General features: G+C 55.9%; 13 protein-coding genes. 9 read left to right on the top strand and 4 right to left on the bottom strand.

Annotated features, from left to right (window positions below; all coding sequences use genetic code 11):
• The first annotated feature begins 80 nt into the window (after positions 1–80).
• From SD425_RS11350 to SD425_RS11330, 5 genes are all read left to right on the top strand, one after another.
• The gene (locus SD425_RS11350) at positions 81–515 is read left to right on the top strand and encodes a nucleoside deaminase (RefSeq protein WP_086596082.1); all 435 of its coding nucleotides are present in this window, start codon (positions 81–83) and stop codon (positions 513–515) included.
• A 1,103-nt stretch (positions 516–1,618) separates the two neighbouring features.
• Positions 1,619–2,869: a condensation domain-containing protein gene (locus SD425_RS11345; RefSeq protein ID WP_324678565.1), complete on the top strand. Its 1,251-nt coding sequence runs from the start codon at positions 1,619–1,621 to the stop codon at positions 2,867–2,869.
• 302 nt (positions 2,870–3,171) lie between these two features.
• Positions 3,172–4,032 carry a hypothetical protein gene (locus SD425_RS11340; RefSeq protein ID WP_324678563.1) on the top strand — a complete coding sequence of 287 codons (861 nt, stop codon included), beginning with the start codon at positions 3,172–3,174 and terminating at the stop codon, positions 4,030–4,032.
• Between the two features lie 149 nt (positions 4,033–4,181).
• Complete coding sequence (locus SD425_RS11335) at positions 4,182–5,087, top strand: alpha/beta hydrolase (protein ID WP_324678561.1); 906 nt, start codon at positions 4,182–4,184, stop codon at positions 5,085–5,087.
• Positions 5,088–5,179: 92 nt separating this feature from the next.
• The gene (locus tag SD425_RS11330) at positions 5,180–6,040 is read left to right on the top strand and encodes a helix-turn-helix domain-containing protein (RefSeq protein WP_324678558.1); all 861 of its coding nucleotides are present in this window, start codon (positions 5,180–5,182) and stop codon (positions 6,038–6,040) included.
• A gap of 226 nt (positions 6,041–6,266) precedes the next feature.
• Here SD425_RS11330 and SD425_RS11325 read toward each other — a convergent pair whose 3' ends face one another.
• Positions 6,267–7,211, bottom strand: coding sequence for a helix-turn-helix domain-containing protein (locus tag SD425_RS11325; protein ID WP_324678556.1), 945 nt, complete (start codon positions 7,209–7,211; stop codon positions 6,267–6,269).
• Between the two features lie 237 nt (positions 7,212–7,448).
• On the opposite strand from SD425_RS11325, the gene SD425_RS11320 reads away from it, so the two are divergent.
• The gene (locus SD425_RS11320) at positions 7,449–7,988 is read left to right on the top strand and encodes a cupin domain-containing protein (RefSeq protein WP_324678554.1); all 540 of its coding nucleotides are present in this window, start codon (positions 7,449–7,451) and stop codon (positions 7,986–7,988) included.
• Between the two features lie 817 nt (positions 7,989–8,805).
• Entirely contained in the window at positions 8,806–9,387 is a 582-nt protein-coding gene (locus SD425_RS11315; protein WP_324679527.1) for an MBL fold metallo-hydrolase, read from the top strand.
• Between the two features lie 387 nt (positions 9,388–9,774).
• Here the strand turns inward: SD425_RS11315 and SD425_RS11310 are convergent, their stop codons facing one another.
• Both SD425_RS11310 and SD425_RS11305 read right to left on the bottom strand, forming a co-directional pair.
• Positions 9,775–10,512: a LytTR family DNA-binding domain-containing protein gene (locus SD425_RS11310; RefSeq protein WP_324678552.1), complete on the bottom strand. Its 738-nt coding sequence runs from the start codon at positions 10,510–10,512 to the stop codon at positions 9,775–9,777.
• Between the two features lie 117 nt (positions 10,513–10,629).
• On the bottom strand, positions 10,630–11,640 hold the full coding sequence (locus tag SD425_RS11305; RefSeq protein WP_324678550.1) for a sensor histidine kinase: 1,011 nt from the start codon (positions 11,638–11,640) through the stop codon (positions 10,630–10,632).
• A 242-nt stretch (positions 11,641–11,882) separates the two neighbouring features.
• On the opposite strand from SD425_RS11305, the gene SD425_RS11300 reads away from it, so the two are divergent.
• The gene (locus SD425_RS11300) at positions 11,883–14,300 is read left to right on the top strand and encodes a TonB-dependent receptor (protein ID WP_324678548.1); all 2,418 of its coding nucleotides are present in this window, start codon (positions 11,883–11,885) and stop codon (positions 14,298–14,300) included.
• Positions 14,301–14,826: 526 nt separating this feature from the next.
• Positions 14,827–20,340, top strand: a complete 5,514-nt coding sequence (locus tag SD425_RS11295; RefSeq protein ID WP_324679525.1) for an FG-GAP-like repeat-containing protein — start codon at positions 14,827–14,829, stop codon at positions 20,338–20,340.
• Here SD425_RS11295 and SD425_RS11290 read toward each other — a convergent pair.
• Positions 20,248–20,889: an Ig-like domain-containing protein gene (locus tag SD425_RS11290; RefSeq protein ID WP_324678546.1), complete on the bottom strand. Its 642-nt coding sequence runs from the start codon at positions 20,887–20,889 to the stop codon at positions 20,248–20,250. The genes SD425_RS11295 and SD425_RS11290 overlap by 93 nt on opposite strands.
• Positions 20,890–20,929 lie beyond the last annotated feature (40 nt).

Here is a 20,929-nt window from a genome sequence, read left to right as displayed (position 1 = left end):
TGGATAAATGGCTGATTTGATCAACCACCTAGCTCAGCAATTTAACAATCAACAACTTAACACTATTACCTATTTAGTTCATGGACGAATTCATGCAAGCCGCCATTGATGAGGCGCGCCAAGGTCGCCAGGAAGGCGGCATCCCAATTGGCTCGGTGCTAGTGCGTGATGGCAAGCTCGTAGCGCGCGGCCGTAACAAGCGCGTACAGGAAGACAACCCCATTAAGCACGGCGAGATGGACTGCCTCTTCAACGCCGGCCGTCAGCGCAGCTACCGCGACACAGTGCTGTACACCACGTTGATGCCCTGCTACATGTGCGCCGGCACCATTGTGCAGTTTAAGATCCCGAAGGTAATGGTGGGCGAGTCGCGCACATTTGGGGAGTCGCGCGCTTTCCTAGAAAGCCACGGCGTGGAAGTAGTCGACCTGAACCTGGACGAGTGCGTGCAGATGATGCAGGAGTTCATCGAGGCCGAGCCAACCCTTTGGAACGAGGACATTATGGAGTTGTAACCACGAACAGCTTTCGTTTTTTGCAGGTGGTCTGAACCGTTTTACGTTGGACTTATATCGTACGGCAGAAAGCATTTGTAGCGGGTTGTAAGCGCAACGCCAGGGCTCGTAACGTTTCTTTTAAGAAACGTTACGAGCCCTGGCGCTTCCTTCGAGAGGTAGCTTATAAGGTGCAAGACCTTCGCTGGCTGGTTTGCATGCTGGTAGCTTACTGTACGGTAGCCGAGCGTACGAGCTTCCAGGAAACGATCAAGAAGTTGCTCGCCTAGCTACAGGCAGAAATACGTAAATCACTCAGCACTGAATAAGCCTTCACGCTTCAACCGCTATTGTACAGTAAGCGTATTGTGCGTCCTCCGTGCTTTAGGTTGCTGCTTTTAGGGCGTAAGTAGAATACCCGTCAAGGAGTCTTCTAAGGGAGGCAAAGAGGTAAAAGAGGTATGTGGCCTCTACTAACTAGTGTTCACTACAACACTTTTACAACCACGTTGCGTCAATAACAGCAGACATCCTTATTACACTGTTCAGATTACCTAACAGAAAATCTGCGTTTTCGGGGCCGTTTAGGCGAGTACTCTAGGTATTCAAAGAAGAACTCTAATTGGAACACGCCCCTCAGGCTACCACGTAGCTGGGCAGGAGTGTACAGTAGATACGCTGGGAGTGCATTGCACCCTAACGGCTGCCTCGCTTGTCCACCAACAAAGGCGGACGCTTACTTGCTAGCCGCTTGCCGCTGGTCAAAATCTGAGTCAGCCACTCTCGTACAGTTTGTTTTGATTGACTATGGCGCTGGCCTCCTTGCAAGGGCCTATGTGCCCGCCGCGCTTCGCCATTGGCGTTCAGCCCGACATGCTGGTAACGCCTACGCTAGTGGCTGTGCGCAAAGAGCAGGATTGACCACCAGTACGGTGAAACATCAAGAAAAGCCAATCGCCACAAGTAGTCATTTAGCTTGATCTTAAAGGGGATCACACGGATGGCCAAATGTGCATGACCCTTCGACTTTTGTCCATTCTCTACCCCTTCTCGGTCGGCCAATTTTGCATTCAGGTTAGCGCAGGAACTTCCCTATCACTATCCCTCATCTAATTAAATGCAAAATGAAAAGACAACAGAACCGACCCTTGGGGGCATTCGAAAAAGCGTTTTGGCTGCTGGATCAAATTGATTCCAAGGATTTTTGCCTGGCCGCGGACATCTCGGGAACCCAGCCCGTTGAAAAATGGAGGATGGCCATTGACCTGGTACAACAACGCCATCCGAATCTCTCGGTCAGGGTTGTACTCGATGCGCTAGGGCGCCCTACTTTACAGCATGTAGAAAACCTACCCATTCCACTCCGCGTGGTGCACGTGGCGCAAAATTACCGGTGGGAACAGGAAGTTGAGAAAGAGCTTTCCGTACGGTTTGACACGGCAGAAGGTCCGCTTTTACGAGTTGTTTTGCTGCAAAAACCAGACAGCACTGTCCTGATCCTGGCCGCAAATCACACGGTGGCTGATGGAACGTCCTTGAGCTATTTGACGCGGGACCTTCTGCTCGCCGTTACCGGAAAAGAGCTGGAAGCAATGGAACCGCAACTATCCAACGACCAAACCCTAGGTCTGCCGGAAGATTTGCCGACGCAGACGGTCGAGCAAGTGCTCGAACTGAAAATGAAGACGGATGTAGTCAACCCCTTGGTTTCGTCGCACCGCTTTTCTGCCATCACCACCCGCCACCTTCTCGAACGCGCCCGACAAGAAAATACCAGCGTCCACGGCGCTATTTGCGCGGCTGTGTTACTGGCATCGAGGAAAATGCGGCCAGAATGGGACCAGACCAGGATGGAATTGGTTTCGCCTATTTGCACTAGAGGAGCCCTCAACCTGGACGATAACGTTGGTCTGAATATCACCACCCAATCCGTGTTCTTTGACAACCAGCCGCACTTGTCTTTCTGGGATTTGGCCAGACTTGCCAAGGCTGAGCTAGGCGGAACTAGTTCCGTTGACTATACGACTAGTTATTTGTTGTTTTTTCGCAGTATTGTCTTCGGTCACAACGATATACAGCAAATGCTGGACGCCCTAAAACAGGCATTTAACCATCATATCATGGTTACCAACTTGGTCAGAGTGAAATATAACACTGAGTTTGGCCCCTTAAAACTGGAAGCGTTGTACGGCCCAATGGTCCGTTCGGGGAAAGGAATGGAACAGACGATTGGTGCCTTGACGACCAACGGTTCACTTTGCCTGACCAACACGAGCGATACGCCTATTCCAGGCTTGCTAATGGAAATGGAGCAGATCCTGACCGGAGCCTGTCAGGATACGGTGGTTGCTAAGACGGAATGTTCTGTTCGCTAAGCGCCCCTAAACGCTGATCCTGCTGGTCGCCCCACTGCCCGATGGCCCCGATAACGGGAGAGAGTAATTTTCTAACCTAGGTGAGATACTATGCCACTTCTAGAGGGTGCTTCCATCAGGTAGCTAAAGAGGGCAGACTAATGGTGTAATACTCAACTTCGCCGGATTGCTTTGAATATTGTGTTCATAAAGCTCTCCGGCGAAGCCTTTTATAACTCAGATTGAAAATATTTATGATCAGGAAACGGTGGTTTACAGTCACAATGTTGGCGGTAGCAACGCTGGGTCTTCCAGCTTCTATAGTGGCGCAAAAGCTGAATTCTTCCCTGCAAAATGATCCTTCGCAAAGGATTCAGATTGCACCAGAAACTGTGCTCCAAAGCTTCCGCGAGGCGGGCATGAAACCGGTTAACCATACACTAACACCCGCCGAAAAAGAAAAGGTAGCCAAAGCCTTTTCCCATTTGACGCCGTTGCATCGGCGCATTCTGCAACAGCATTTGCACAGCATCAGCTTCCTGGATAACATGCCGAACACGGCCTTAACTTCTCCGGTGGATGCAGGCGGCGCAACGAAAATGTTCAACATTACGTTTCGCGCCAGCTTACTGAACGAGAACATTTCTCAATGGGCAACTTGGAAAGAGAATACTTGCTTCAGGCAAGAAGCTGACTCCGGATATAGCGTGCGCGTGGAAGGGGGCACGATGGATGCCATCATCTATGTGCTGATGCATGAGGCGACTCACATTGTGGATGTGGTGCGTAACCTTACCCCGCATCCTGCCCAGGCAAGTACCGTAGTGCCGCCGACACCATTTACCCAAGATGTCTGGCGCATGATGAATAAGCCTGCCGAGCCATACAGTGATTCTTTACTGGAACAAACCCGCTTTCGGAGTGGAAAGCCGCTGCCAATCGGGCGGGCGCCGGAAGTGTATGCACGGTTGGCGAAGACCCCGTTTCCCTCTTTGTATGCCATGGCGGCCTGGTCGGAGGATATTGCTGAGCTCGTGACCATTTATCACCTCACCGCAAAAATGAAGCAGCCATTTTATATCGTCGTGACCAAGAACAAGGTGGAGCTAGCCCGCTTTGAGCCGATGAAACAGAAGTTGGTACAGCAGCGCTTGCCCCAGCTGACGACTTTTTACGAGCCGTAATTTCACCTTGCGGGAAAAATGTACATGGCACATGGCCTTTTATCCATTCTTCTGGGGAGTTGAACCTGCCACCTTTGTAATGTCGAAACGCAACGACAATTTGCTAACAGTTAGCAGGTTAACTCAAACAAACCAACACTACTACCCAGATGAAAACAATTGCCCTGACCATCGCCTTCCTGTTCACTTTTATCCAAAGCCAACTTCTATTCGCCCAAACCCGCAAGCCGGCATCCTTGGGTAGAGAGGAATACATTGAGGTAGAAAAAAATGTAAAACTCCACGTTATCGACCTAGGAGAAGGCCAGCCTATCGTACTTATCCACGGCTGGCCGCTCAACAATGAGATGTACGAATATCAATACCAGTATCTGGTTGAAAAAGGCTTCCGGGTCATTGGCATCTCCCTGCGTGGTTTCGGCAAATCAGACAAGCCCTACGGGAAATACGATTTCGATACGTTCTCCGACGACATTAAGGTGGTGCTGGAAAAGCTTAAGATTGAGCAGGCCACGCTTGGTGGATTTTCCATGGGCAGCGCGGTAACCCTCCACTTCGTGACCAAATATAAAGGGGCACATATCAAGAAATTAGCTTTGTTCGGCGCAACCGGCCCCTCCTGGAAGCAGCGCGAAGGCTATCCTTACGGCATCACCGACCAAGGCGCCGCTGATCTGATCAAGCAGACGAAAACGAACCGGGAACAGCTGGTGGCCGGTTTTGGAAAAGCCTTTGAAGGTCAGGAAGGCGGCCTTTCTCCTGAATCTATCAAATGGCTGGAAAGCATCAACCTGAATGCTTCCCCTTATGCCACGACTCAGGCTATTACGGCCTTGCGTGACCTAGACCTGCGTCCTGAGTTATCCAAAATCAAAATGCCTGTCGCGATATTCCACGGGGTAAACGACAAATTATGCGACTTCGCCCAGGCCCAACAGCTCAACAAAGCCATCAAAGGATCTTACATCATCAAATTTGAAAAAGGCGGGCACGGGTTCTTCCTGGAAGAGATGGATAAATTCAACGCGGAGCTTGAAAAATTCGCCAGAAGTTAATTAAACGATTACCCCGGTGAAGTGAACCAGCGCTTCACCGGGGTAATCGTTTTGAAACACAAAATCCCTACTATTCGCAAGCGTATAGAGCTATGAGCACAACCGTTTTCAATAATAATTTAAAGACGTTGGGATTGCTGCAGGTTAGTGAGGAGCAAACGCACGCTATCAACGGCCCAGACTACAAGGAGTACATCAAGATCCTGTATCTGCCGGCTGGCTACAGACTTAAAGTGGATTTTGCCTGTTACGACACGCAGCAATCAACCTTATTTTTTATCAGCCCGAATCAATATCTGGAGCTGGAAGCAGCCGGCCAGGAACGCGGGTACTTCATTTTCTATAACCGCGATTTTTATTGCATTCAAATCCATGACCAGGAAGTTGCTTGTGATGGGTTACTATTCAACAACATCCGTAATATGCCCAAAGTGGAGCTTTTGGATGTTGAAGACGCATTTCTGAGCGGGGTGTTCCAGGAAATGCTTCAGGAATTCAACCTAAATGACAGCTCCTTGGAAGAGATGGTCCGCACTTATCTCAAACAATTACTCATCCGCGCGACGCGCTCATGGAAAAGACAACATTTGACCACTGAACTAGCGGATCAACAAAGCGACCTGGAGTTTTTTCGCAAGTTTACCCGGCTCGTCGAAGAGCACTATAAGTCCAAACACGCTGTCGCCGATTACGCCGATTTACTGTGTATGGCACCGAAGACCATCACCCATAAGTTCAACCGCCTGCGGTTGCCGCAGCCTAATGAGGTGATTAAGAATCGAATTATATTAGAAGCTAAGCGGCTGCTGGCGCATACTTCCCTAACCGCAAAAGAAATTGCCTACACGCTTGGGTACGACGACCCGGCCTATTTTAGCCGACTATTTATGACTAAAACCGGCGAATCACCGTCTAGCTTCAGGGCAAACTTTTCCGAGGTACAGCCCTTGTGAAACGACTCGCCGAAGGCCACATACCCCGCGTTACGGAGAGCCGTGCAACTGACCAGGAGCCATGGAGCGGTGAGATGACCAGCGCTATTCTCCGTGCTACTTCCTACCTCCTAGTAAGTTGTCTCAGTACAACTCTTTCGGCGCCAGCGCCCACACAAACCCCTAGTTAAGCAAAACTAGGCCGAGCTGCTACCAGCATGAGGTGCAACTAAAAACGAGCTGCGCCTCATGCTGGTAGCAGCTCGGCTTGCCGCATCTGCAGAGGCGTCAGGCCGGTATGTTTCTTAAAAAAGCGGTTGAAATAGGTGGGGTAGGCAAAGCCTAGGCTGTCGGATATTTCGGCAACGGACCAATAGCTAGATTGGAGCAACACGGTGGCTTCCTGCACGAGGCGTTCGGCCAAGTGGGCGGTGGTGGTTTTGCCAGTGGCTGCTTGCACAGCCCGATTGAGGTAGTTGACGTGAATCGCTAGCGCAGCGGCATAGTCATGGGGAGTGCGCAGGCGGAGCTGGTGCGTGGGCGTTAGTAGGGGAAATTGTCGCGTCAAAAGCTCCAGAAATAGGGAAGCCACGCGCCCGGCCGCGTTGTGACTACTAAAGTGGGCCGTGGGCGGATCTATTTTCAAGGCTTCGTGTAAGATCAGCTCTACATAGTTGTGAATCACTTCGTAGCGATGCACATAGTCGGTTGCGGCCTGGGCCACCAACTGCTGAAACAGCGGCTCCAAAACGGCCAACTGTAGTTCATTGAGCAGCAGGACCGGACTGCCCCCGGGCCGAAACAACGGTGACTCGGCCAACGAGGGCTGGCCGGGCCGCCCGTTGCTCTGCCAGAACTCGGCGTTAAAGGAACAATAGATGGCCTCATGGGTCCCGGCATCCCGCTCGACGGAGTAGGGCACCAAGGGGTTAGAGAAGATCAGGGCGGGCGGCGCGACTTCCAGGCTGCGGCTGGCGTAGTGCAACCGTCCCGTTCCGGCCTTGAGTAAGTAGATCTTGTAGAAGTCGCGCCGCTGGTGCGGGCTCAGCGGCGGCACTGACTGGCAACTGCTATAGACAAAACACTGCCCTGCACCGGGAGCGGCCACAATAGCGGCGGTCGAGCTGGGGCGGGTTGTCAGAACATGATGGTGAAAATCCTGTAGCGTTTCGATTGAATCAGGTAGGGGCATACCAGCAGGATGGGGTCTAAAAATCAGTGAGCGAACGGCCGGTGAAAAGGCTGGTGTAGGTTCGAATTGTATAGGTTTTGGTTTGATCCGAGGCAATTTCTGCCACTGGTAGCTGAGACCTTTGCCTTACTACTAAGCCAGCTTACAGTCAGCGGCACCTAGCAATGAACGTTGCTCTAGGGTACGCTAATTGGGTGGCAGTCTTCCATTTTTCACCTTTCTCATTTACCATATTCTATGAATAATCCCTTGCAAATTCCGCCCACCGAAGGTGTTCGCAAAGTAGGCAAAGGCGAGGGCGAGCATTTCGACATCGCCGATTCACGTTTCACCTGGAAGGCCAAAGCCGCCGATACAGGCTATGCTTTCGCCATCTATGAGCTGCCTCTCGACCCAGGCAAGGGCGTACCATTGCACGCCCATCCCTATGCCGAAGTCTTCTACATTCTCGACGGGCGGGTCGACTTCATGCGCCTCACGGATGGGCAGCAGGAATGGGTGAGTTGCGAGCGAGGCGAAACCCTGATCGTGCCACCCAATGCCTTTCACGGGTTTGCTAACCGGACGGAGCAGCCGGCCCGGCTGCTAAGCACGGCCAACCTGCTGCACCAGGCCTTCTTCGACGAGGCCTCGCGCCCGGCCGTGGCCACCGACCCGCTGCCCGCTAGCCCGCCCGATATGGGTGAGTTGCAGCGCGCCCTAGGTCTGGCGCCCAAGTACAACATGTTCTTCGCCCCGCCACCTAGCCCGGAAGAGACGGCCCCAAAAGAAAAGTAGCTTCCTGAACTGTTCATGAAGTTTATCTTTTGATCATAAAATGCCAGGAGCCCCCTCCAGCAGCGGATGGGGGCTCTTGAGTTGAGCGCAATTACCTCGTCGTACAAGCGATAACCATCCATTATGATGTCAGCGGCCGGGGCCCTGTGATGTGAATTCCCCCCGCTCAATGAGGGCTATCCATCAACTTTACCATGACCTTGCCTGCCTTGTAGCAGCATCGTACGGCAGTGTATTTTGATGCGGGACACAGCCAACGGTCGACCGACTAGCCCAGACGATGCGACGCAGTACAAGCTCGCGAACTTCGTAGCCAGTATTGAAGCGCTTAGGGTGTACCTAGGGCAGGACAAGAGATTTATTGTTCACCCCAAAAAGCCTGGAGCTAGGTGGGCAGCTTACCAACAAGCTCTACCTGAATAGATGGACTTTACGGGCGAAAATCAATCGCTGGCCCTGACTTAGGAGCACGCTCCTACATAGTGACATACCATCAAATCGCACACGCCTGCAACAGCACCATGATAGATTTAAGTCAGCACAGGAAGGCGCCAGTCTATCCCTTTTCCGTGGGAGAGGTTAGCTGCTGTATCATCTCGGACGGCACGCTTAACCTAGGATCGCCCGAGAAGGTCTTCCTTGGCGAAACAACACAGCACGTGGAGCAGGCACTTACCAGAAACTTTTTGCCAACAGAACAAACCGTTGTTGACCAGAATGTCCTTTTTTTCTCGCTGGGTAACACAAACGTTTTGGTGAAACGGGGGTAGGCTCCTTCCGCGGATTTGGCGATGGCGCCGGTCAGTTACTCCACAACCTGCTCGCCGCCGGCATTGAGCCAGCGCATATCGATGCTATTCTCTGCTCGCATCCTCATCCCGACCACGTGGGAGGATTGTGCCAGGCGGACGGCCAACCGACCTTCCCCAATGCTTCGATCTACCTTGCTGAAAACGACTTTGCCTATTGGACAGACGAGGCACTGCTAGACAGTTGGGCTGCTGTCGCCATTCGCGTCGCGCGCGCCAATCTCTTGCCCCTGCGGGAACGCCTGGTTTTCATCCGGGAGGGGGAGGAATTGCTGCCCGGCGTGCAGGCGCACTTCACGCCAGGACACACAGCCGAACATATCTGCTTCGAACTTAGCGCGGGCAATGACTCTTTATTCTTGCTAGGTGACGTAGCGCATCATGCCGTACTGTCGCTGGAAAACCCGCTCCTGAATTTTGCGGCCGATCTGGATCCGGCCACGGCAGCGAAAACGCGAACCCGAATTTTGTCTACCTTGGCTGAGCAGCGAACACGCGTGCTGGGGTATCATTTTCCCTGGCCGGGGTTGGGACACCTGGCGAGCCAGGGAGAAGGGTTCCGGTTTGTGCCCGAGCCGGTTCGCTGGTAGATGATCTTGAAGGCGCGGCCGCCGACCTGTTAAGGCGCCCATAAATCACTTTCTGCTCTGCGGCCAAGCGCGCGCGCAACTGGGATCGGCTTGCTGCTACGTGCGTATCTGTGGGAGCATCTGCTGATTTTATAGGTTTTTCGAGCCGTTGTCAGCAACCATTTAGTAGAGGGAGTCACGCTCAAAAATGGGGGTGATTTTACTGAACACCTTAAGTGGTAATCAGCTCTTATTACACTCGAACGTAAGTTTATGATACTCTTGACACGAGGCTAATTGTTCACCTAGAGGATATTATAGGACACGACATCCCAGTTTAGGTTCGAAACGGGCCCGCTTTATCCAACTTACCTCACCTGAAAGTCTGACCACGGTTCGTAAACATCCCTAAGCTTCGCGAATTAGGCGGTACAGCTGCTCGCGGTAGGTTTCGCTCACCGGAATTTCTTTGTCCAGAATATAAATCGTGTTCCCATCGATCATGCGAATCTTGTCCAACGACACGATAAAGGACTTGTGTACTCGCAAAAACGGCGGCTGCGGTAGTGTTTCAGCTAGGTCCTTCAGCGTTTGATAGGTGACTACGCGCTGGGTGGGCAGCTGAATGGAAACGTAATTGCTTAAGCCCTCGATATAGAGAATGTCAGTGTGGTTGACGCGCAGAAACTTGTTCTTGCTCTCGCCCTTCACGAACATGTGGCTAGTAGCCGGTGGTGCGGGCGGCGCAATTGCTGGTGCTGTCGATACCGCCGGCGCAGCCGAGATGGTGGCAGGCAATAACGCTAAGGCTTTTTGCGCGGCTTTAAAGAAGCGCTCGAAGGCAATGGGCTTGAGTAAGTAATCTACCACATCGTTTTCGTAGCCTTCGAGGGCATACTCGGGGTAGGCGGTCGTGAGGATCACCTTGCACTTGCTGCCCGCTAACTTGAGGAATTGTAGGCCGGTGAGCTTCGGCATTTGGATATCCAGAAACACCAAATCAGCCTGGCCCTGCTGCACCATCGTCAGCGCCTCAATGGGGTTGGTGGTGGTGCCAACCAGCGTGAGAAAAGGAACTTGACTAATGTAATCGGCGAGGATGAGCAGGGCCGGAGCTTCGTCATCGACCACAAGGCAGCGAATCATAGACGCGGGAATATAGAGCCGCCCTATAGCAGCTCGTCGGTGGATGGTTAGAAGTGCGTTGAGGTCGCTTAGGAGTCAACGACGAGACGTAAAGATGCACCTTTACGCGGTGCGAGCTCATCCCACCAGCCGTAGCGATGTCGTAAACTGCTCCTTATCCGAATCTACCCGGAGCGCGTGACGTTCCGGGTACAACAGCGCCAGGCGGCGGCGCAGGTTAGGCAAGCCGATGCCTGTGGTGGCGTCTTTGTGGTCGTCGCTGCGCTGGTTTATAACGTCGAAGTGCAGTTGCTCGCCCTCCACGTTGAGGTGGATGCGGACGGGATGGTCGGGGTCATCGAGTACGCCGTGTTTGAGGGCATTTTCCACGAAGGGAATGAGCACCAGCGGCGCCACGCGGCGGCCGGCGGGCTCGCCGGTCACGGTAAAGTCGACGAAGAAGCTGTCGGGGAAGCGCAGGCGGTAGAGGGCTAGGTAGTTGTGCAGGTACTCGATTTCTTTTTCCAGGTCTACCTGGCCGTCGGGGCTTTCGTGCAGCATATAGCGCATCAACTCCGAGAGCTTCAGGATGGCGTTGGCGACCGGCTTTGCTACGGGGTAAGCCATGCTAAAGAGCATGTTCAGGGTGTTATAGAGAAAGTGCGGGTTGATTTGAGTTTTGAGAAAGGCCACCTCGGCGGCACGCTTTTCCTCGCGCAGTTGGCGGTTTTCACGCTCGCGGCGTAGGGCTGCCTGTGCACTCCAAACAGCCGCACTCAGCACCACCATCGGACTACCGAAGAAGACATTATCGAAGATGTAATACGTCACCGTCGTGTCGGGCGTGTAGTTGTGGAATCCTAACACGGCCGGGTAGATGACCTCTTCAATTAGGGCGCGCAGGCCGATGTAAAGCGCCAGCACGCCGGCTAGGGCTGCCACCAGCTGCGGCCCCCGGCCCGAGCGCAGCAGGCGCGGATACACCACCAGGTAGCACAGGTAAAACTCCAGAAAACGAATGAACAGGATGGATGCCGTGAGCCACAGGGCTAGGCGCAGGTGCTGACTATGCAGCAACACGCCCAGGAACTCGTAGCCGCTATACAGCAGCCAGCCCAGGATATGCCAGTAAAGAGACTTATTTTTCATGGGGAAGCTAGGAGGGATAAAGACGGACGCGGGCCAGCCCCACGTTGCCCCGATATGCCAAAACTACTGTCCTTGGTCAGCGCCCGCACCTTTTTTATGCGAAAGACCAGTTTTGGGATGTGAAATACCAAAGGAACTTTTTCGGGCAGTAGCAACGGGTTTTAGGGCATTGGAATAATGTTTTTTACCTGAGAAAGGGGCCGGCCCACCTTTGAGCCATCAATCCGCCAACGCCCTTTCCAATGCACCGCTTTAGCCACTTCCGCTGTCTTTTCGTCCTGCTGCTCCTGGCCCTGTCGGCCCTCCCACAGCGGGCCGCTGCTCAGACAACTGCCACCGGCCTCGTGCTGGACCAGGCTGGCCAGCCGCTGCCCTTCGCCACGGTTGTGCTGCTAGCTCTCCCCGACTCCACCGTCGCAGGCTCCCAAACCACCACTGAGCTAGGTGCCTACACCTTCGGCAGTGTGAAGCCCGGCCGCTACTGCGTGAAGGCCTTGCTAATGAGCTACACCAGCGCTCGGAGCGTGGCCTTCGGGGTGGCCCAAGAAGCCATTGCGGTGCCAGCCCTGCACCTAGCTGCTACCGCCACGGCCCTGAAAGAAGTGACCGTCGTGGGCACCCCTCCCCTACTCGAGCAGCACGCCGACCGCACCGTGGTGAACGTAGCGCGCCTGAACACGGCCGGCGAAACGGCCCTCGACATCCTCAAAAAAGCTCCTGGCGTGACCCTCGATAAGGACGACAACGTGGTGTACCGCGGCAGCGCCGGCGTAAACGTGCTGATTGACGGCAAACTCACCTACATGAGCGGCGCCGCGCTGAGCGGCTATCTGAAATCCCTGCCGGCCTCGGCCATCAGCCAAATTGAGCTGATGCCCAACCCGCCCGCCTCGATGGACGCCGCCGGCACGGCTGGGGTACTCAACATCAAGCTGCGCCGCAGTCAGCTTCCCGGATTAAGCGGCACTTACACCCTAGGCCTCGGCCGAGGCCGCTACGAGAAAAGCTGGGCCGGCACCAACCTGGCCTACAACGTGGGCAAAGTGCGCCTGTTCGCCCGCCTCGACGCGGGCCGCTACAACTCCTTTAACCGCCTGACGATGATTCGCCACATCCGCGACAGCATCTTCAACCAGGAAAACCTGTGGCGCCCGCTCACCTACACCGGTACTTACAGCACCGGCGCCGACGTGGCCCTCACCCCCAAGCAGAGTTTAGGAATCCAGCTGCGCGGCGGCTTCGATCGTACCAACGCCGTGAGTACCAGCAACTCCGTGACCACTGATCAGGCCGGCACTCCCGGCGGACGTCGTCAGATGACCAACCCCCAAGCTAGCCACGGCACCAATCAGGCCCTGAACTTCTACTACCGCTACGCCTTCGACAGCACCGGCCGCGAGCTGAGCGCCGCCGCCGACTACGTGCGCTACACCAGCGCCAAAGACCAGAGCTTCCACAATATGACGTTTGCGCCCGGCGCCGAGCAGGGCCGGCCCGCCGAGCAGCTGCGCAGCAACGCCTCCTCGGAAACCACCATCCGGGCCGCCAAACTAGACTATGTGCACCCCTTCGCCGGCACCAAGTGGCGGGCCGAAACCGGCGTCAAAACCAGCTGGGTAACCTCGCGCAGCGCTATCCAATTTGATCAGCTGCTGGATAGCGGCTGGCAGCTCGATGGGCTGCGCACCAATCAGTTTACCTACCACGAGCACATCAGCGCCGGCTACGTGAGCATGAACACCACCCTTCACCACTTGGAGCTAAAAGCTGGCTTACGGGGCGAGCTGACCCAAACGACGGGTACGCCGGCTGTTGGTTCGCGTATCGACCGCCACTACTTTCAGCTGTTTCCCAGTGCTTTCGCCAGCTACCAGGTGGATGAAAATAACCAGGTGAGTGCCTCGGTAAGCCGCCGCATCACCCGTCCCGCCTACCAGAACCTGAACCCCTTCCTTAACTACACTGATTTCTACACCGCCCAGCAGGGCAACCCGTTCCTCGCCCCGTCGCTCTCCCAATCTTTGGTACTGAACTACTTGCACAAAGATTTTCAGGTATTGAGCCTGAGCTACCTGCACGAAACCAACTCGGTGAACAACGTGGTAATGCAGAATGACGATACCAAGGTTTCGACCAGCACCCCGCAGAACCTAGCCGAAACCAGCTCCCTTACCCTGAGCTCAGGCGGCCACACCGACCTGACTAAGTTCTGGGGCACAGATAACCAATTGAGTGGTAGCTACACCCAGGTGCGCACCACCTTGCAGGACCAATCCGTGCGCCTGGCCAGCTACAGTTGGTCGGTCAGTTCGGACCACACCTTCACTCTACCCCGCAGCTACAAGCTACTGGTGGGCGGCAGCTACGATTCACCAGGCGTTCAGGGCCTTTACCACACCAAAGCCAGCGGCGCCGTCAACCTAGGTCTGAAAAAGCAGCTCTGGGCCGAGAAAGCTACCCTAAGCTTGCGCGTAGCCGATGTGTTCAACACCAACCGCTTCCGCAGCACGCTGCGCTACAACAACGTAAACCAGACTTGGAACAACCAGTGGGAAAGCCGCCGCGTGACCCTGGTCTTCACCTGCAAAATCGGTAGCGGCAAAACTCAAGCCCGCCGCGCTGCTGCCAGTTCCGATGAGGAAAACCGGGTGGGCAATTAAGATCCCTTCTGGTGACAACCAGAACGGTTGTCAAAGTAAAACAGGACATCTGAAGCGGAGTGCAACCCTCGCGGAAACGGGGCCCAAAGCAACATAAAGATAATCTAAGACTGTAGCTAGGTAGCAGGCTTGCTCCACCTAAAACCGGGAGGCTCAGCTAGTCACTTTAGCCCTGACAAGCATTCATACACCTCTAGTAGGCGTTGGTAGTATGTAAGCTTGCTTTCATCGGGTAAAAGCAAGAAGTAAGACGGCAAGATAGAAATAAGTCTTATATAAAAAAACACAGATAATTTTACCTTCTACCCGTATACGCTTACGTTTGAGCGCGCCTTAAACAGCTAGTTTTCACATACTCTTTTTACTCTATTCTCCACTTCTTCTCTCCTATTTCATGGTTGTATTCGCTACGCGTTTCTACCGGCTGCGTGCCTGGCCGTCGGTACCGCGCCTGTCCCGCACCCTAGGTGCTGGATTTCTATTATTGCTTGGGCCAGCCGGCATTTTTAGCGCCCAGGCGCAATGACTGATCTATAGTACCACACCCGCCGCCCATCAGGTAGGAGTAGCCCGCAACACGAACGTAGCGGCTGCCTTCTCTTACACGTTGGGGAACAATGCCACGGTGCAAGCCGCCACTAAAGTATTCAGCCAACAGGTGGGCGGTAAGCGGTCTGGCATAACGACCATCAACAGCAACATCCTCACCTTCAACCCAGACGCCGACTTCAAAGCCGGCGAACGGGTATCGGCGACCTTCACCAAAGACATTCAACGCGAGACGGGCGAGAATCTCGTCATCCCGCGGGTCTTGCAATTCATTACCGCCACCAGCCCGAGCACCGGCACCTTTGGCGGCGGCTCGGAAGCAACGGTGGCAAACAGAAACCTGAGCCAGAATGTAGTAACTGGCGACCTAGATGGCGACGGCGATGTGGACCTAGCCTCCGTCAGCACTAGTCGGTCGGTGAGCGTGCGCTTTAATAATGGAACGGGCTCGTTTAGCGGCAGTACCGAAGTAGCGCTAAACCCCGACCTGTCGGCTAGACGAGTCGCGCTGGCCGACCTCGACAACGACGGCGACCTAGACCTGCTCACGGTGGGCTCGAATAGCAGTGAGAAAGGTTTCTTAAGCGTCCGCCTCAACAACGGTCAGGGTAGCTTTACGGCCGTTCCCGATGTAAGCGTTGGAGACGGCGCCCAAAACCTAGCGGTTGGCGACGTGAACGGCGACGGCTATTTGGACGTGCTGACGGCCAACTCCCCCTCGCGGCCGGGCACGGTGAGTGTCCGCCTCAACAATGGCGATGGCACCTTTGCGCCCGCTGGAGGCGATGCACTCGTTTACATCGCCAATCGTCCTTTCGACATCAAGCTCGGTGACATTGATCAGGATGGCGACCTGGATATGGTCACCTCCAACCTGGGGAGCGTCACCGTCTTCCGCAATTCCGGCACGGGCTCGTTCACGACCGGGCAGCAGATTGCCATTGCCAGCAGCCCCTTCCAGTACAGTTCCAGCCTGGACCTGGGCGACATTGATCAGGATGGCGACTTGGACTTCGTGGCGGGTATTGGCGTGGGGTCCCAAGCGACCAGTGCCATTGCAGCGGTTGGGCTTAACAACGGCGGCACCTTCACCTTGGGGCAACAGTTTGGGGTGAATTCCTTTGACATCAGCCTCGGGGATATTGATGGGGACCAAGACCTGGATTTTGTGGCGGCCAGCGGCACACGCTTGAACAACGGCCAAGGTACCTTTGGTGCTCCCACTCCGCTGCCGATTGGTGACACGAGTGCGCTCACGATTAGCTACCTCAGCGATGTCGATAATGATGGCGATCTGGATGTACTAACGGGCAACGAAGGAACGCAGCTCAGCGTACGCCTGAACCAAAATTTGCTCACCCCGCCCCTGGCGGTTACCAGCTTCACGCCGGCGCGCAACACGGTAGCGGCTCCGCGTAGCGCCGATGTGGCCGTGACCTTCAACCAAGCCCTGAGCAACACCGCGACTACGCAAGGCACGCTGAAGGTGTACAGCCAGCAAGCCGGTGGCCTGAAGATGGGCATCGCCAATGTGACTGGCTCGACGCTCACGTTCAACCCCACGGCCGATTTCAAAGCGGGCGAAACCATATTTGCCTCTATCCTGACGGCTTTCCAAAGCAGCAACGGGCAGAGCCTGGCCAAAGGGCAGGTATTCCAGTTCACGACAATTACGGCACCGAGCACCGGCACCTTTTCGGGTGGTTCGGAAGTAACGGTCGGCACCAATCCTACTGGCTCAACGACGGGCGACCTCGACGGCGACGGTGACCTCGACCTAGCTGTCCAGAACTCTTCTTCAGGCAGCATCAGTATCCGCCTAAACAACGGGAATGGCACCTTCACCGGCGGACAAGAGATTAATGGTGGTAGCTCTGTCATACTGGCCGACGTGGACGGTGATAGCGACCTCGATCTACTTGCCCCCAATGCCACGGTGGGTACGAGCGTGCTTGTCTACTTAAACAATGGCAGCGGCTCGTTCAGCCTCTACCAAACGGCCACGGTGCTTGCGGGTGTTACCGATATTGCGGTGGGCGACGTAGATGCAGATGGCGACCTGGATCTGATTACGACAGCGTATGGTTTCCGCCCCGGCAACGCGAGCGTGCGGCTGAACGACGGCACGGGCAACTTTCGTGGTGGCCAAGACATCAACTCCAACGTTGATAGAACCTACAACGTGGCGGTGGGTGATGTGGATGGCGACGGCGACTTGGATTTTGTGATGGGCAATGCCTCCGCTAACCCTGGTAGCGTTCCGCTCAATGCCGTAACGATTTACAGCAACAACGGCAGCGGCACCTTCGATAATGGCCAGCTTATTTCACTGGGGAGTGGTGGTGGCGCAACAGACGTCGCACTCGGAGACCTGGATAAAGATGGCGACCTTGACTTCGTTAGTACGAATGGTGGCAGCACCCAGGTAGCGGTAGGGCTGAACAACGGGAATGGTACCTTCACCACCCGGCAATTTGCGGCCAACATGCAGTTGGGTAGCGTTTCACTCGGGGATGTGGATGGCGACGGGGACCTGGACTTTGTAACGAGCACGGAGACAGGAACGCTTGTATGGGTGAACAACGGCGCTGCTTCGTTCAGCACCACGCAAACGGTAGCCGCAGTTCGCAGTGCCATCCTGAGTGATATAGATGGCGATGGGGACCTCGACTTGCTCGGTCCCGATGGACCAGCGGGCTCCAATACGTTCGGCATCCGCCTGAACCAGAATGCCGCTTCCACCCTGCGTACGCCCGAGAACCCGGCCAATGCGGTAGCGGGTCTAAACTACCAGTACTACGAAGGCTTTTGGAGTGCCGTACCGGACTATAGCACTCTCACCCCAGCCCGCACGGGCATGGTGGCCACGCCGACACTGTCCGAAGCGCAGCGAGAGGATGGCTACGCCTTCCAGTACACGGGCTACGTGACGGTGCCGACCGACGGGCAGTACACGTTCTACACCAGCTCCGACGACGGTTCCAAGCTCTTTATCGGCTCTCAGCTGGTGGTGGACAACGATGGCCTGCACGGCGAGGTGGAGCAATCGGGCACCATCGGTTTACAGGCTGGCACGCACGCTGTTACCATCGCCTTCTTCGAGAACGACGGTGGGCAGACGCTCAACGTGAGCTACGCCGGCCCTAGTCTAGGCAAGCAGCTCATCCCAGCCACCGCCTATAAGCGGGTGTCGACGACGGCCAACCAGGCACCAGTGGCTAACGCAGGGGCCAACCAGAGCCTCACCCTACCCACCAACGCCGTGACGCTGAACGGCAGCGGCACCGATGCCGATGGCAGCATTGCCACCTATGCGTGGACGCAGGTGAGCGGCCCCAACACGGCCACGTTCAGCAACACCACCGTGGCTCAACCCACCGTGAGCAATCTGGTCGCGGGCACCTATGTGTTCAGCCTAGTAGTGACCGACAACCTAGGTGCACCAAGTGCTGCCGCGCAAACGACCGTAACGGTCAATGCCGCCAACAACAGCGACCTACGCACGCCCGAAAACCCGGCCAACACGGTCGCGGGTCTGGACTATAAATACTACGAAGGCTTCTGGGATGCGGTGCCGGACTACAGCACGCTCACGCCGCTGAAAACGGGTACCACCACCGCCTTCGAGCTGACGGCGCAGCAGCGGGACTACGCCTTCTCCTTCCAGTTCACCGGCTACGTGACCGTGCCGGCTGACGGGCAGTACACGTTCTACTCCAACTCCGACGACGGCTCGCTCCTGTACATCGGCAACACGCTGGTGGTCAACAACGACGGCTCACACGGGGACCGAGAGCTCAGCGGCACCATCGGCCTGAAAGCTGGTACCCACGCCTTCACGGTTTCGTACCTACAAGGCTATGGCGGGCAGAACCTGCAAGTGAGTTACGCCGGACCTAGCTTGGCCAAGCAGCTCCTTCCGGCTTCGGCGCTGAAGCGTGTGGCGGGAACCGCTAGCAATCTGCGCGTACCCGAGAACCCGGCCAACGCCGTAGCGGGCTTAGATTACCAGTACTACGAAGGCTACTGGAACACGCTGCCTACCTTCAGCGCGCTCACGCCGGCGAAAACTGGAACCGTCGCCAGCCCGGTGCTCACGCCCGCCTTGCGCGACGATGGCTACGCCTTCCAGTACACGGGCTACGTGACCGTACCTACGGACGGGCAGTACACGTTCTACACTACGTCTGACGACGGCTCCAAGCTCTCCATCGGCTCCCAGCTGGTGGTGGACAACGATGGCTTGCACGGCGACGTGGAGCAGTCGGGCACGATCGGCTTACAAGCCGGTACGCACGCGCTGACTATTGCCTTCTTCGAGAACGATGGGGGCCAGAACCTACAGGTGAGCTATGCCGGCCCTAGCCTAGGCAAACAGCTTATCCCAGCCACCGCCTACAAGCGCGTGGCGGGTACCGCCAACCAAGCGCCGGTGGCCAACGCGGGGACCAACAGAAGCCTTACGCTGCCCACCAACTCGGTGGTTCTCAGCGGTAGCGCGACCGATGCAGACGGCACCATTGCCGCCTACCTCTGGAGCCAGGTGAGCGGCCCCAGCACGGCGAGCTTCAGCAATACGACCGTGGTGCAACCTACCATGAGCAATCTGGTGGCCGGCAGCTACGTGTTCGGCCTGGTTGCCACCGACAACCAAGGCGCCACGAGTGCCCAGACCCAAGTCACGGTGACGGTGAATACGGCGAACAATCTGCGCGTACCCGAGAACCCCACGGGTACGGTTGCCGGCCTGGACTACCAGTACTATGAAGGCTTCTGGGACGTGTTGCCCAACTTCGCCGGCCTGACCCCGCTGCAGAGCGGCTCCAGCCCGGTGATCAACCTAGAGGCCCGTCAGCGCGACTACGGCTACGCCTTCCAGTACACGGGCTACGTGACCGTGCCCACCGATGGGCAGTATACCTTCTACACCAGTTCCGATGATGGCTCCACGCTCTACATCGGCTCAACGCTCGTCGTCGACAACGACGGCTCCCACGATACGCAGGAACGGTCCGGTACCATTGGCTTGCAAGCCGGTACGCACGCTTTCACGGTGACCTACTTCCAGAACGGCGGCGGGCAGGTGTTCTCGGCGAGCTACCAAGGCCCTGGCCTGGCCAAGCAAGTCATTCCGGCCGAGGCGCTACGCCGCGTGACGGGAGCGGCTAAGTCAGTCGTAGCAACCACCGCCAGTGCTACGTCGCCAGGTTCGGTTTCCGAGCGGACCGGGCGGAATACGCTGGAAGTATACCCCAACCCGCTGACAGAAGGGGGCACGGTGCACTTCCGCACCCGGCAAGGCGGCAAAGCACAGGTGTACTTGTACGACGAGCTAGGTCACCTCATTGCCACCGTCTACAATGCGGAAGTAGTGAGTGGAGCGGAATACTACCTGCCGCTATCGACCGAGAAGCTCGCCAGCGGCGTGTACATCTGCCGCTTGATTAGCAACGGCAAAGTAGAAAACCTGCGCCTCACGGTTATCCGCTAAGCCTTCGCTTCTACGTACCCTACCAATGCAAAACGGTGGCCGAGTTCGGCCACCGTTTTTGTTGTTTGCCAAAGGCCTCGGCGACGGAGGGGTTCTGGGAGTTCTTTTGGCAAAAGAGTAGCTACTAGGGCTAACTGCCGTGGTAAACTGAAAAACATGCTGGGTCGTCGTCGTGCCACTTGTGCTCTGCGCCGCCGAAGTCACCGTAGCGGACACAGTTTCACCGGGCTTGAAGTCCGTTGTTGGGTTGAAGCTGAGCGTGTTGCCGCTCACCGTCGCTCTTCCCGCCTTCTTGCTGCCGGCCTGTTGGTTGAAGACGTTTAAGATTTGTTGCGTGGCAATTGTGTTACTCAGGGTCTGACTGAAACCCACGCCCACGTCGTTGGTGCGCGGGGCCGAGCGGGCGTTGCGTGGGGACGATAGGATTGTGACGGTGGGCGTCTGCGCCTGCCCGATGGTCGTTGTCAGCAGCAGGAATGCACCCATAGCGTGCCGAAAACGGATAGGAATTGGGGCAGGAGAATCGAGCAGCGTAGCGAGTAGCGTCATAGACAGCGGGGTATGGTAGTGATGACAGCCGTTTCGCTCG

The sequence above is a fragment of the Hymenobacter sp. GOD-10R genome, assembly GCF_035609205.1.
Classification (GTDB): Bacteria; Bacteroidota; Bacteroidia; order Cytophagales; family Hymenobacteraceae; genus Hymenobacter.
Note: the sequence above shows the minus strand (reverse complement) of the source record. Positions and strands in the feature narration are given on the sequence as shown.

Coding starts and splice junctions, on each gene's coding strand:
- SD425_RS11350 (WP_086596082.1), top strand. CDS start 81: ATGGACGAATTCATGCAAGCCGCCATTGATGAGGCGCGCCAAGGTCGC.
- SD425_RS11345 (WP_324678565.1), top strand. CDS start 1,619: ATGAAAAGACAACAGAACCGACCCTTGGGGGCATTCGAAAAAGCGTTT.
- SD425_RS11335 (WP_324678561.1), top strand. CDS start 4,182: ATGAAAACAATTGCCCTGACCATCGCCTTCCTGTTCACTTTTATCCAA.
- SD425_RS11330 (WP_324678558.1), top strand. CDS start 5,180: ATGAGCACAACCGTTTTCAATAATAATTTAAAGACGTTGGGATTGCTG.
- SD425_RS11325 (WP_324678556.1), bottom strand. CDS start 7,211: ATGCCCCTACCTGATTCAATCGAAACGCTACAGGATTTTCACCATCAT.
- SD425_RS11320 (WP_324678554.1), top strand. CDS start 7,449: ATGAATAATCCCTTGCAAATTCCGCCCACCGAAGGTGTTCGCAAAGTA.
- SD425_RS11310 (WP_324678552.1), bottom strand. CDS start 10,512: ATGATTCGCTGCCTTGTGGTCGATGACGAAGCTCCGGCCCTGCTCATC.
- SD425_RS11305 (WP_324678550.1), bottom strand. CDS start 11,640: ATGAAAAATAAGTCTCTTTACTGGCATATCCTGGGCTGGCTGCTGTAT.
- SD425_RS11300 (WP_324678548.1), top strand. CDS start 11,883: ATGCACCGCTTTAGCCACTTCCGCTGTCTTTTCGTCCTGCTGCTCCTG.
- SD425_RS11290 (WP_324678546.1), bottom strand. CDS start 20,889: ATGACGCTACTCGCTACGCTGCTCGATTCTCCTGCCCCAATTCCTATC.